Below are 12,797 nucleotides of genomic sequence, written 5' to 3' on the forward strand. Positions count from 1 at the left end.
CGATCGGCGCCAGAATCGCCGCATGGACGACATCGTCAAGCAGGCGCTCGCCAAGTGGCCCAACGTGCCGCATTGCTATGGCTGGCTGGGGCTGGACGCGCGCGGCAACTGGTACCTGCGCGATGACCGCGTGCAGGCCGCGGGACCCTTTCCGGCATCGAAGGGGTCGCTGCTCAGGCACGAGAAGCTGATCGACTTCATCCAGCGCAACTACGAGCACGACCACCGCGGCCAGTGGTTCTTCCAGAACGGGCCGCAGCGCGTGTACGTGGAGCTCGAGGCCGCGCCCTGGGTCTGGCGCGTGGGCGAGGATTTCTCGGTGCGCTCGCATGCCGGCGAGCCGGTCGAGCCCTCGGCCTGCCTGGTCGATGAGGAAGGGCTGCTCTACCTCGTCACGCCGCTGGGACTGGGCCTGGTGCACACGCAGGACATGGGCCTGGCGGCCGAGGCGGTGGAGCAGGGGCGCTGGGTGCCGCAGGACGTGCATGCCGCGGAGCTGCCCGCGCGCTTCGGCCACGTGATGAGCCCGGCATCCGGCAGGCCGCCGCAGAAGGCCGAACACTGAAACAAGAGACGACAAAAAAGAGCCCGCATGGCGGGCTCTTTTTTTTGGGAGATCCGAGGATCGGTTACTTGGCGGGCTCGGAGGCCGGTGCCGCGGCAGCGGAGGCCGCACCTTCGGGCGCGGCGGCTGCAGGCCGGTCCGGCACGGGGAACTTGGCGCCGCCCGCGTTGGCCAGGTAGACCACGGCGCGGCCGATCTCGACGTCCTCGAAGTCGCCGCCGCCCTGGGCCGGCATCGCGCCCTTGCCCTTGAGCGCATGCTCCAGCAGCGTCGCGTAGCCCTGACCGATGCGCGGGCCCCAGGCCGCGGCGTCGTTCAGGTGCGGTGCGCCCGGGATGCCCGGGGCGCCGTGGCAGGCCACGCACTGCGCCTTGAACACGGCCTCGCCGGCGGCCAGCGGCCGGTTGGCGTCGCGGATCTCGATCGAGCCGATCTTCTTGAGGCGCTCGGCGATGTCGCGGTCGCGCGCATCCTTCGACACGCCGTAGAGCGACATGCCCTCGCCCTTGACCTCCCCCGAGGGGTGGTTGGCGGAAGTCACGTACGAGACGAGCCCGACGATGATCAGGATCGGCGCAATGAAGGAGAAGAAGACCGCCAGCAGCAGTTGTTTGGGGTTCTTGATCGGGCCCGTGTGGGCATCTTCTGTGGCCTGGTAGTGCGCGTCGTCGCTCATTGGGTCCTCAGTGTGGGGCTCTTCGGGGGCTTTTAGGGTCAACCGGCGATTATAGAGAGGCGCCCGAGGGCACCCCGGGGGCATCCAAGTTGCTCCACCGCGCGTTCCACAAGGCGTGCAACACGCAGGCCGCGAAGCCGGCCCGTTCGGGGGCGCCCGCGGAACCGGCCCTGCCGGGCCGCCGGGTGCGCCCCCGGTGAGGGGGGTGGCGGACCGCACGAAGTGGGGGAGCCTGGGGGAGAGCTCATTTCGTGGCCCAGCCACCGCCCAGCGTCTTGTACAGCACGACCTGGTTCTGCAGCTGCGCGAGGTGGATCTGTACCGCGGCCTGCTGCGCCCCGTAGAGCGAGCGCTGCGCGTCCAGCAGGTCCAGTGCGCTGGCGATGCCGTTGCGGTAGCGCAGGTCGGACAGCCTGAAGCGCACCGACTCCGCCTCGGACTGCGCGCGCAGGGCGCGCAGCTGCTCGCCCAGGGTGGCGCGGCCCGCAAGCGCGTCGGCGACCTCGCGGAAGCCCGTCTGGATCGCCTTCTCGTACTGCGCCACGGCGATGTCGCGCCCGGCGCGGGCCGAGCCCAGCCCGGCCTGGTTGCGGCCGGCGTCGAAGATCGGCAGCGTCAGCTGCGGCGCGAAGGTCCAGGCCTTGGTGCCGCGGTCGAACAGGTTCGAGAACTCGCTGCTGGTGGTGCCGATCGAGGAGGTCAGCGTGATGCGCGGGAAGAAGGCCGCCCGCGCGGCGCCGATGTTGGCGTTGGCCGCGATCAGCTGCTGCTCGGCGGCCCGGATGTCGGGCCGTTCCCCCAACAGGTCGGACGGCATGCCGGCCGGCAGCTCGGGCATCGCCGCGACGCCGTCCAGGCCGCGCGCGCCGCCTTCGGTGGCCTCCGGCGGCACCGGCGCGCCCAGCAGCAGGGCCAGCGCGTTCTCGTCCTGCATGCGCAGCCGCTGCTGCTCCGCGTAGGAGGCGCGTGCGCTCTCGGCCAGCGAATCGGCCAGCCGCAGGTCGAGCTCCGAGGACACGCCGTTGTCGAAGCGCATGCGGGTGAGCTTCTGCGATTCCTCGCGGGTGGTCAGCGTCTGCCGCGTGATCGCGAGCAACTCGTCGTCGGCGATCAGCGTGAGCCAGCCGCTGGCCACGGCCGAGACCAGGCTGATCTGCGTGGCCTTGCGCGATTCCTCGGTGGCGAGGAACTGCGCCAGCGCCTGCTCCTTCAGGCTGGCGACGCGGCCGAAGAAGTCGAGCTCCCAGGCCGTGATGCCGAGGCCGACCGAATAGCTCGATGCCACGCTGCCGCCCAGGCCGGCGGCTGCCAGCGGGTTCGGGCTCGAGCGCGAGCCGCTGGCCGTGAGGTCGAGCGCAGGGAACTGGGCCGCGCGCTGGATCTGGAACTGTGCGCGCGCCTGCTCGATGTTGCCCACCGCCACGCGCAGGTCGCGGTTGTTGGCCAGGGCGGTCTCGATCAGCTTCGCCAGGCGCGGATCGGTGAAGTAGTCCTGCCAGGCCAGCGTGGAGGCCGGCGAGCTGGTGCCGGCCGCGGGCTGCGCGCCCGGATAAGTGGCCGGCACCGGCGCCGCCGGGCGCTCGTAGGTCGGGATCAGGGAACAGCCGGCCAGCGCCAGGGCCGCAGCCCCGGCGAGTGCGGTACGGATCAGTGCTTTCATGTCAATGGTTCGGTGCATGGGGGGCTTCCTCGATGCCGGCAGCCTCGGCATGGCGCCGGTCGACCTCGTGCTGGCGTTCGCTGCCCTTGAACAGGCTGCGCACCACGACGAAGAACACCGGCACGAAGATCACCGCGAGCAGCGTGCCCGTGACCATGCCGCCGATCACGCCGGTGCCGATCGCGCGCTGGCTGGCCGAGCCGGCACCGCTGGCGATGACCAGCGGCACCACGCCCAGGCCGAAGGCCAGCGAGGTCATGATGATGGGCCGGAACCGCAGGTGCGCGGCGGCCAGCGCCGACTCGACCACGCCCCGCCCCTGCGCCTGCAGGTCCTTGGCGAACTCGATGATCAGGATCGCGTTCTTCGCCGACAGGCCGATGATGGTGATCAGCCCGACCTGGAAGTACACGTCGTTCGCATAGGCGCGCAGCATCGTCGCGAGCAGCACGCCCAGCACGCCCAGCGGCACCACCAGGATCACGGCCAGCGGGATGGTCCAGCTCTCGTACAGCGCGGCCAGGCAGAGGAACACCGCCAGGATCGAGAAGGCATAGAGGATGACGGCCTGTGCGCCGGCGAGCTTTTCCTCGCGCGACTGGCCGGTCCATTCATAGCCGAAGCCCTGGGGCAGCTGCGCGGCGAGCTTCTCCATCTCGGCCATCGCCGCGCCCGAGCTGTAGCCGGCCGCGGCCGAGCCCGAGATGCGGATCGCCGGGTAGCCGTTGTAGCGCACCGTCTGCTGCGCGCCGGTGACCCAGCGCGTGCTCGCGAAGGACGACAGCGGCACCGGCTCGCCCTTCGTATTGGGCGCGTTGAGCCGCAACAGGTCCTCCGGCTGCATGCGCGCCGGCGCGTCGGCCTGCACCACCACCCGCTGCAGGCGTCCCTGGTTCGGGAAGTCGTTCACGTAGGTGGAGCCCAGCGCGGTGGACAGCGTGCTGTTGATGGCGTCGAAGCCCACGCCCAGCGCGTTCGCCTTGTCGCGGTCGATGTCGATCTGCAGCTGCGGCGCGTCCTCCAGGCCGTCCGGCCGCACCTGCGTGAGGATCGGGTTCTTGCCGGCCATGCCCAGCAGCTGATTGCGCGCATTGACGAGCGCCTCGTGGCCCGCGCCGCCGCGGTCCTGCAGCCGGAAGCTGAAGCCGCTGGCGTTGCCCAGCTCGGGAATCGGCGGCGGCGACAGCGGGTAGATGAAGGCGTCGCGGATGCTCGACAGCGCCCCGAAGGCCCGACCGGCCACCGCCTCGGCCGAGTGGCTCGGATCATGCCGCTCCTCCCACGGCTTCAGCGTGACGAAGGCGAGGCCCGCGTTCTGGCCCTGGCCCGAGAAGCTGAAGCCCAGCACGCCGACCATGCTTTCCACCTCGGGCTGCTTGAGGATGTACTTCTCGACGTCCTGCATCACCGACAGCATGCGCTCCTGCGTCGCGCCCGGCGGCAGCTGCACGTTGACGATGATGTAGCCCTGGTCTTCCTGCGGCAGGAAGGAGGTCGGCAACTGCCGGTACACCAGCACCACCGCGCCGATGATCGCCGCGTAGATCACCAGATAGCGCGCCGCCCGCTTGAGGATGCGCGCCACGAGGCCCTCGTAGCCCTTGGCGGTGCGCGAGAAGGCGCGGTTGAACCAGCCGAAGAAGCCGCGCTTTTCGTGGTGATGCCCGGCTTCCACGGGCTTGAGCAGGGTGGCGCACAGCGCCGGCGTGAGCGACAGCGCCATGAAGGCCGAGAAGGCGATCGAGACCACCATCACCGCCGAGAACTGGCGATAGATGTTGCCGGTGGAGCCGGCGAAGAAGGCCAGCGGCACGAACACCGAAATCAACACCACCGTCACGCCGACGATGGCGCCGGAGATCTGGCGCATCGCCTTGCGCGTGGCTTCCAGCGGAGAGAGGCCCTCCTCGCTCATGATCCGCTCGACGTTCTCCACCACCACGATGGCATCGTCCACCACGATGCCGATCACCAGCACCATGCCGAACATGGTGAGCACGTTGATCGAGAAGCCCAGCGCCAGCAGCATGCCGAAGGTGCCCAGGAGCGCGATCGGCACCACGACGGTCGGGATCAGGGTGTAGCGCCAGTTCTGCAGGAACAGGAACATCACCAGGAACACCAGCGCCACCGCCTCGAACAGCGTCTTCACCACCTCGGTGATGGAGATGCTCACGAAGCGCGAGCTGTCGTAGGGGATGGTCCACGACACCCCCTGCGGAAAGAAGCGCTCCAGCTCGGTCATCTTGGCGCGGATCGCCTTGGCCGATTGCAGGGCATTGCCGCTCGGCGCGAGCTGCACGCCGATGCCCACCGCCTGCTGGCCGTTCAGCCGCGCCGAGGTGGCATAGCCCTGGCCGCCCAGCTCGATGCGCGCCACGTCCTTGAGGCGCACCGCGGAGCCGTCGGTGTTGGCGCGCAGCACGATGTCGCCGAACTGCGCGGTGCTCGTGAGCTGCCCGTTGACCACCACCGTCGCCGCGATGGCCTGGCCCGGCACGTTCGGCAGATCGCCGATGGTGCCGGAGGACACCTGCGCGTTCTGCGCGCGGATCGCCGCATTGACGTCGGCCGCCGACAGGTTGTAGCCCTGCAGCTTGGCCGGCTCGATCCAGATGCGCATGGCGCGCTCGGTGCCGAACAGCTGGGCCTGGCCGATGCCGGCCACGCGCTGCAGCTCGGGCACCACGTTGCGCGAGGCGTAGTCGCCCAGCGCCGTGGTGTCGATCGCCGGGTTGGTGGACGACAGCATCGTGAACAGCAGGAAGTTGTTGCGCGACTTGTCCACGCGCACGCCCTGCTGGGTCACGGCCGCCGGCAGCCGCGGCGTGGCGCGCGAGAGGCGGTTCTGCACGTCCACCTGTGCCAGGTCGGGGTTGGTGCCGGTCTCGAAGGTGATCGTGATGGTGCCGGTGCCGTCCGCCTGCGCCACCGATTCCATGTAGATGAGGCCGGGCGATCCGTTCATCTCGCGCTCGATGACCGAGAGCACGCTGTCCTCCAGCGTCTGCGCGGAGGCCCCGGGGTAGGCGGTGTTGATGACGATCGCCGGCGGTGCCACCGGCGGGTACTGCGCGATCGGCAACTGCGTGATGGACACGGCACCGAGCACGATGATGAACAGCGCGATCACCCACGCGAAGATGGGCCGGTCGATGAAGAACTTTGCCATGCGGGCGCGCTCCTCAGGGCTTCGTGGCCGGAGCCGAGGCGGCGGCCGCGGGTGCCGGGGCGGTCGCGGCGGCGGCCGGCGTTGGCGGCTTCCACGGCACCGCCTTCACCGCGGAGCCCGGCGGCATCATCATCAGCTTCTGGAAGCCATCGACCATGACCTGCTCGCCGGCCTTCAGGCCGTCAAGCACGATCCACTGGTTGTTCTGGGCCGCGCTGATCTTCACCTCGCGCTTGTGCATCTTGCCCTCCGCGTCGACCACGGTCAGCGTGTCGCCCTGCTGCGTGCGCGTGACCGCCTGCTGCGGCACGGTGATTGCGTTGGTGGCCTGCGCCTGCTCCACCCGCACCCGCACGTACAGGCCGGGCAGCAGCTCCCCCTTCGGGTTGGGCACCTCGGCGCGCAGCGTGACCTGGCCCGTGGTCGAGTCGACCGTGAGATCCGAGAACAGCAGCTTGCCCGGCAGCGCGTATTCGTTGCCGCCTTCCAGCACCACGCGCACGCTGGCTGCGTCCGTGCCGCTGGCACGCTTGAACTGGCCGGCTTCCATGGCGCGGCGCAGCTTGAGCACGTCGTTGGCCGACTGGGTGAAGTTCACGTAGATCGGGTCGATCTGCTGCACCACCGCCAGCGGCGTCGCGTCGCCCTGGCCCACCAGCGCGCCCTCGGTCACCAGCGCGCGGCCGATGCGGCCGGAGATGGGGGAGGTCACGCTGGCATAGCCGAGGTTGATCTTCGCCGTCTGCACCGAGGCGCGGCTCACCGCGATGTCGGCCTCGGCGGTCTTGGCGGCGGCCACGGCATTCAGGTATTCCTGCTTGCTCACCGCATTGGCTTCCACCAGCGGCTTGTAACGCTCGGCCAGGGCCTTGGCCTGCACCGCGTTCGCCTCGGCGCGCGCCAGGCTCGCCTGGGCGCTCTGAGCGGCGGCGACATAGGGCGCGGGATCGATGTTGAACAGCAGCTGGCCCGCCTTCACGTCGCTGCCCTCGCGGAACACCCGCTTCTGCAGGATGCCGGCAGCGCGGGCCCGCACCTCGGCCACGCGGGACGCTTCCAGTCGCCCGGGCAACTCGGTCACCAGGCCGACATCGCCCGGCGTCGCAACCACCACGCCGACTTCGGGCGGCGGCGGCGCGCCCCCGCCGGCCCCTGCGCCATGCGCGCCGCCGGCCGGGGCCTCACTCTTGCCGCAGCCGGCGAGCACCAGCACCGCGGCGGCTGCGACGGCGGCCAGGGCAGGGCGGCGCGACGAGAACAACAACGAATGACGAGGCCGACCTCTTCAACGCGATGATGGAGCGGGTCACCTTGCCGCTGGAGGCCGCCAAGCGCGAGGCCGGCAGCGATGGGGCCGATCCGCTGGCGGCGATCGAGCGGGTGATGATGCTGGCGCTGGACCTGATGGTCACCGACCCGCAGGTGCGCCGCGTGTTCGAGATCGCCACGCTCAAGGTCGAATACACGCAGGAGATGGACGCCGTTCTGCAGCGCCACCGCGCCGCGCGCAACGAGTTCCTGGACGATTTTGCCAACGCCCTGGAGCATGCTGCCCGCAAGGCCGGCATCGAGCTGCCGATGCCGGTCAAGACGGCGGCCTTCGGCCTGCATGCCGCCTTCTCCGGATTGATCCAGGACTGGCTGCTGGAGCCCGGCCTGTTCGACCTGGTGGCGGCCGGCCGCCACGTCTTCCGCGTCTATCTCGCGGGCCTGGGCTTCGAGTGCAGCGCCGAGCCGGCCGGGGTGGACTGCAAGAGCGCCGCGTGATCGGAGATAATGGCGGGCTTCGGCGCTTGGCCGGAGCCCCATCTCGCTGTATTTCAATGGATAGAATTCGGCCCTCCGAAGGCTGAGATCCAGGTTCGATTCCTGGCGGCGGGACCAGATACCAAGCCGGACACATCCAAAGGTGTCCGGCTTTTTTGTTCCTCTTCTGAAAATCATCAGAGCCCTGTCCGCAATGGTTCGACAGTGGCCGTCCTCATCCGGGGGGCATGTGGGGGCATATGCGGGGGCACAAGTTTTCAAAGCGCGAGCGCATTCGCGCACGGATGACTATGGACGATGGGTCGACCCCCCCATCGTGCAAAATGGCGCGAATGAGCATGCTCGGCACAGGCCTGTACACCCTAGGACAAGCCGCCCGCCTTACCGGGGCGGATCGCCGTGCCGTGCGCCGTTGGATGCTTGGCTATGAGCGCCAAGAGCATGGTGAACGCCGGTTTTCGCCCCCACTGTGGAGAACCCAACTCGCCGATGCCGACCTACCGGACCCGGTGATCGGCTTTCATGATCTGCTGGAGCTGCGGTTGGTGAATGCATTCGTGCGGCACGGCGTGACCATTCCGGTGATCCGTGCCACCGTTGATGCGGCGCGGGAGCAGTTCGGCATCGACTACCCGCTGACTGCCAAGCGCTTTCGCACCGATGGGAAGCGCATCTTCATCGAAGCGATCGCCAAGAGCGGCGAGGAAAAGATGCTCGACCCGCTCAAGCGACAGTTTGTCTTCTCGGAGATCATCAGGCCGTCGCTTTATGCCGGCATCGAATACGACGGCAGCAGCGCGCGCCGCTGGTTTCCACTAGGCAACGACCAAAAGGCCATCGTCCTTGATCCTGCTCGGCAGTTCGGTTCGCCTATCGTCAGCGATGCGAACATTCCGACCGACACCCTCTACGCGTCTTATCTGGCCGAGCGGTGCGACAGTAAGGCGGTAGCCCGCATCTTTGACATCTCGCCACGCATGGTTGATGCAGCGGTGCGTTTCGAGAAGTCGTTCGGAACTTGAAGTTCTTCTTCGACAACAATCTTTCTCCGCACATGGCGCGCGGGATTGATGGCATGTCGGGCGTGGTCGCGGATGTTTCTGAGGTTAGGCACTTGAGTGACCTTTTTCCACGCAATACACCTGACGTGGTTTGGATTGAGCGCCTCAACGAGACGGGACCATGGTGCATTCTCTCGATTGATCGCTTCAAGAAGGCTCATGATGCCGAACGAGAGGCGTTGCGTCGATCCGGCCATACGGTGTTCGTGCTTGATCCCCAATGGGCGAAGCAAAGCTATTGGTTGCAATGCGAACGTCTCGTGCGTTGGTGGCCTCAAATTCTTGAGCAATCACGGCTCGTGTCGGCTGGTGCGTTCAGAGTGCCATGGTCTCACGTGGGGAGTTCCAAGTTTCACGCGATCAAGCTGTAGTAGCCGCATCAGGATCTCTTCCCGCGGTTTGTCGGGTTGACTCTCAGCCGGCCATTGCGGTTGCCTGCGCCAACGTCGGCCCGCGCCACGCCAGAACACGAATGCTGCCGCTCACCTGAGCCGGGGAATCAGCGCGTTTCAACCAGCTCCGATGACCTGTCGAAGGCCATCGAAATGCTTGCGCAGGTCCAGCAGTTGCTGGAAGGACAGGCCGGCAAGAGTACGAAGCAGTCCGGCTTGTTCGGAGAACAAGAAGCGCTCAGACCCTCGAAAGCCAAGCGAGGCAACCCGCTGCTGGCGCTGGTGGCCACCATGGGCTACAGCCGCGCAAGCTTCGTGAAGTTCGTTGAGTGTTCCGGCGAGAACGTCAGCACCCTGTGCGCCGGCCTTCGCGAAGCCTTCGACTACTTCGGCGGGGTGCCCGAGCATGTCCTGTTCGACAACACCAAGGCCGTGGTGATCGAGCGCGATGCCTACGGCGAAGGCCTGCACCGCTGGAACAGCGAGTTGAGGGACCTGGCAGAAGCTTGCGGCTTCACGCCCCGGCTGTGTCGCCCCTACCGGGCGAAGACCAAGGGCAAGGTCGAGCGATTCAATTCGTACCTGAAGGGCAGCTTCCTGGTGCCGCTAGTTGCCACGTTGGAAGCAAGCGGCCTGCGCCTGGATGCCAACCTGGCCAACTTGCACGTGCGTCGTTGGCTCGACGAGGTCGCCAACGCACGCGTGCACGCCACCACCAAGGCAGTTCCGGCCCAGCGCCTGGCCGAAGAGCGAGCGGTCATGCTGAGCGCGCCGGCGCTGAAGGCGCCGCAGCCCACCTGCCAGCGTGTTGCCCTGCCAGTAGAGAGCCTGCAGCATCCGCTGTCGGTGTACGACGCCCTGCTGGAGGTGGCGTGATGAGCTTGCAGCACGAGCGCATTGCCGAGCTGTGCGAACGACTCAAGTTCGCTCGGCTGGGTGCTGACTGGCCGGCCCTGGCGCAGGAAGCAGCGCGCGACGGAACCAGCTTCGCCGACTTCCTCGAGAAGGTCCTGACCAGCGAACTCGTGGCGCGTGAGGAGCGCAAGCGCGTCACCATGCTTCGCCTGGCGACGATGCCCTCCGTCAAGACGCTGGAGCAGTTCGATTGGGCACAGGCAGGCGGCGCGCCCAAGGCCCAGATCGTGGAGCTTGGCCATCTGGCGTTCGTCGAGCGTGCCGAGAACGTGGTGCTGCTCGGCCCGAGCGGGGTAGGCAAGACCCACATCGCCCTGGCGCTATGCCACCGCGCGGTGATGGCGGGCCACAAGGCCCGCTTCATCACCGCGGCCGATCTCATGCTGCAACTGGCGGCTGCGAAGGCCCAGAGTCGGTTGAAGGAGTACTTCAACCGGGCGGTGCTCGGTCCGAAGCTGCTGGTGATCGACGAGATCGGCTACCTGCCATTCGGCCGCGACGAAGCCAATCTGTTCTTCAACGTGGTGGCCAAGCGCTATGAGCGAGGCTCGATGGTGCTCACGAGCAACCTGCCGTTCACGCAGTGGGCGAGCGCCTTCGCGGACGACCAGACGCTGACGGCCGCGATGCTGGACCGCCTGCTGCACCACGCTCACATCGTGCAGATCACGGGCGAGAGCTTCCGATTGAAAGACAAGCGCAAGGCCGGCCAGGCGGCAAGGAGGGCCACGTCGGTGAGCTGACCGGCGCCGCGCGCTGCTCGGCCGCTTCGGGCTACGCCCTACGCGTCCGAGCAGCGCATCGAACGTGACCCGGGTGGGTCAGATTTACTTCGGCGATCACGCTGGAAGTGGGTCAGATTTAAATCGGCGTTGACACATTTGAATACGACGGCTGAGCCACCATCGCCCAGTTGCGCGCCCACGGTGCCGCCTCCTCGGCGAGCAACGTACTGCTCGCCGAGCAAGCGCGCAGCTGCAATGCCATCTGCGTTCACTAGATTCCCTCCTACGTTGGAATTCTTGCCGCGCCACATCCGAGCGCCGGCCCGCAGTGTCCCAGATATCAAGCGAATCAGCCTGAGGAAAATTCGAGTGTCCTAGCGATGGATGCGGGGGTCCCCTCCAGCTGCCAGCAGGGCCTCGCATGGACAGAGGGGGGGCCGTTGCTCCGCCACGCATCGGAGTCTGGAAACAGCTTCGCGCGCCTCGCACCTCGCCGAGTCGAACGGCCGTGAGCCTCAATAGGCGAAGCGCGTGCAGCGTGTGCGGGTCGCCTTCATGCTGGCCAGCTTCGCAAGGAACTCGGGTAAATCGCAATCGGCCAGCGCCGGCCGGTGCTGCACCTTGCGAGGCTTCAAATATCTCCGAGGGAGCCGCGCCGGATGCAAGGCGTCGCAGGCGATGCGGTCGTCCTCGCGCCGCACGGTGCCGACCATGCGGTGCCCGGCCTGCAGCGCCGCTTCCGCGAAGGCGCGGCCGAGGCCGCTGCCGGCGCCGGTGATCAGGAACATCTTCGGCGGGTTCTTCATGACGGCTCCTCGTGGGTGTGGGTGCCGGCCGTGCCGTCTACCTGCCGCCCTGCATGCCGGGCTTCGCGCCTGCTGGCTGCTACTGCGCCGCCTCCTTGCGCAGCTCGGTGGTGGTGCGGCCGCCGAAGCCCCAGTTGTCGGTGTCGACCTCCTCGATCGCGATGTGCGTCCATTCAGGCGGCTTGTGCAGCACGCGTTCGAGGGTGTCGGTCACTTCGCGGATGACCTGCGCCTTCTGCGCGGCGGTCGTTCCTTCGCGGGTGATGCGGATGCTGACGAAAGGCATGATGGGCTCCTGGCTTATCGGCCGGCGCTGAAGCCGCCGTCCACCGGCAGCACGGTGCCCGTCACGAAATCGGCGCGGGCGAGGTACAGCACAGCCGCGTTGATGTCGCTGGCCGTCCCGATGCGCCCCAGCGGATGCAGCCCGGCCAACGTCGCATGGTGCTCGGGGCTGTGCATCGGCGTGTCGATGATGCCGGGCGCCACCGCATTGACCGTCACGCCGTGCGGCGCCAGCTCGAGCGCCAGCGCGCGGGTGGCCTGGTTGATGCCGCCCTTCAGGGCCACGGCCAGCAGCGCTGGCACACCACTGAGCGGCTGGATGCCCAGGGCCGCGGTGATGTTGATGATCTTGCCGCGCTTGCGCTCGCTCATGTGCCTGGCCGCTTCCTGCGAGGCATACAGCACGCCCTTCAGGTTGGTGGAGATGTTCTCCTCGATCTCTTCGGGCGTGAACTGGACGAAGGGCTTGGCGGTGAAGATGCCGGCGTTGTTCACCAGCACATCGACCTGGCCGTAGCGGGCGGTGGCCTGTGCGAAGACGTCGCGGGCGACCTCGGGCCGGCCCACGTCGCCGGTAACGCCGAGGAAGCGCCCTCCGGCGTTCAGCCGCTCGGCCGTGGCCTGCAGGCGCGCGGTGGAGCGGCCGGTGCCGACGACGTTCCAGCCCTCCTGGATGAAGGCCTCGGCCAGGCCGAGGCCGATGCCGCTGGTGGCGCCGGTGATGACGATGGTGTTGTCTGATTTGCTCATGGTGGTCCTCAACAGGTTTCGGG

At 67.8% G+C, this 12,797-nt stretch carries 12 protein-coding genes, 1 tRNA gene and 1 pseudogene; 7 read left to right on the forward strand and 7 right to left on the reverse strand.

The genetic code is table 11. From position 1 onward, the window contains the following. Positions 1–22 precede the first annotated feature (22 nt). Complete coding sequence (locus tag A8M77_RS00900) at positions 23–565, forward strand: DUF2946 family protein (protein WP_086919913.1); 543 nt, start codon at positions 23–25, stop codon at positions 563–565. Positions 566–629: 64 nt separating this feature from the next. On the opposite strand, the gene A8M77_RS00905 is transcribed toward A8M77_RS00900, so the two are convergent. The 4 genes from A8M77_RS00905 to A8M77_RS00920 form a co-directional block, all read right to left on the reverse strand. Then, positions 630–1,241: a c-type cytochrome gene (locus A8M77_RS00905; RefSeq protein WP_086919681.1), complete on the reverse strand. Its 612-nt coding sequence runs from the start codon at positions 1,239–1,241 to the stop codon at positions 630–632. A 244-nt stretch (positions 1,242–1,485) separates the two neighbouring features. Continuing rightward, positions 1,486–2,919: an efflux transporter outer membrane subunit gene (locus A8M77_RS00910; RefSeq protein WP_443269837.1), complete on the reverse strand. Its 1,434-nt coding sequence runs from the start codon at positions 2,917–2,919 to the stop codon at positions 1,486–1,488. Continuing rightward, a complete protein-coding gene (locus A8M77_RS00915; protein ID WP_086919683.1) occupies positions 2,903–6,073 on the reverse strand; it encodes an efflux RND transporter permease subunit in 3,171 nt (1,056 codons plus the stop codon). Before A8M77_RS00915 ends, A8M77_RS00910 begins: the two co-directional genes overlap by 17 nt. A gap of 13 nt (positions 6,074–6,086) precedes the next feature. Beyond that, entirely contained in the window at positions 6,087–7,337 is a 1,251-nt protein-coding gene (locus A8M77_RS00920) for an efflux RND transporter periplasmic adaptor subunit (RefSeq protein WP_086919684.1), read from the reverse strand. A 29-nt stretch (positions 7,338–7,366) separates the two neighbouring features. Between A8M77_RS00920 and A8M77_RS00925 the strand changes: the two genes are divergently transcribed. The 6 genes and pseudogenes from A8M77_RS00925 to istB all read left to right on the forward strand — a co-directional run bounded on the left by A8M77_RS00925 (position 7,367) and on the right by istB (position 10,951). After that, positions 7,367–7,840, forward strand: a complete 474-nt coding sequence (locus tag A8M77_RS00925; protein WP_086919685.1) for a hypothetical protein — start codon at positions 7,367–7,369, stop codon at positions 7,838–7,840. 42 nt (positions 7,841–7,882) lie between these two features. Continuing rightward, positions 7,883–7,957: transfer RNA gene (locus tag A8M77_RS00930), tRNA-Arg, on the forward strand. A gap of 215 nt (positions 7,958–8,172) precedes the next feature. Then, positions 8,173–8,862: a helix-turn-helix domain-containing protein gene (locus A8M77_RS00935; RefSeq protein ID WP_086919686.1), complete on the forward strand. Its 690-nt coding sequence runs from the start codon at positions 8,173–8,175 to the stop codon at positions 8,860–8,862. Then, positions 8,859–9,272 (forward strand): hypothetical protein, encoded by a 414-nt coding sequence (locus A8M77_RS00940; protein WP_086919687.1) that lies wholly within the window; start codon positions 8,859–8,861, stop codon positions 9,270–9,272. The genes A8M77_RS00935 and A8M77_RS00940 overlap by 4 nt, the downstream gene beginning before the upstream one ends. Before the next feature lie 279 nt (positions 9,273–9,551). Further along, positions 9,552–10,169: pseudogene (istA, locus tag A8M77_RS00945) on the forward strand (IS21 family transposase); the annotation flags it as partial. Beyond that, positions 10,169–10,951, forward strand: a complete 783-nt coding sequence (gene istB, locus A8M77_RS00950) for an IS21-like element helper ATPase IstB (RefSeq protein ID WP_086919688.1) — start codon at positions 10,169–10,171, stop codon at positions 10,949–10,951. The pseudogene istA and the gene istB, both read left to right, overlap by 1 nt. 497 nt (positions 10,952–11,448) lie before the next feature. Here the strand turns inward: istB and A8M77_RS37400 are convergent, their stop codons facing one another. From A8M77_RS37400 to A8M77_RS00965, 3 genes are all read right to left on the reverse strand, one after another. Further along, the gene (locus tag A8M77_RS37400; protein ID WP_086919689.1) at positions 11,449–11,739 is read right to left on the reverse strand and encodes a hypothetical protein; all 291 of its coding nucleotides are present in this window, start codon (positions 11,737–11,739) and stop codon (positions 11,449–11,451) included. A gap of 79 nt (positions 11,740–11,818) precedes the next feature. Further along, complete coding sequence (locus A8M77_RS00960) at positions 11,819–12,025, reverse strand: tautomerase family protein (protein ID WP_086919690.1); 207 nt, start codon at positions 12,023–12,025, stop codon at positions 11,819–11,821. A 14-nt stretch (positions 12,026–12,039) separates the two neighbouring features. Beyond that, complete coding sequence (locus A8M77_RS00965) at positions 12,040–12,774, reverse strand: SDR family NAD(P)-dependent oxidoreductase (RefSeq protein ID WP_086919691.1); 735 nt, start codon at positions 12,772–12,774, stop codon at positions 12,040–12,042. Between the last annotated feature and the right edge of the window lie 23 nt (positions 12,775–12,797).

It is taken from the genome of Variovorax sp. JS1663 (assembly GCF_002157355.1).
Lineage (GTDB): Bacteria > Pseudomonadota > Gammaproteobacteria > Burkholderiales > Burkholderiaceae_C > Variovorax.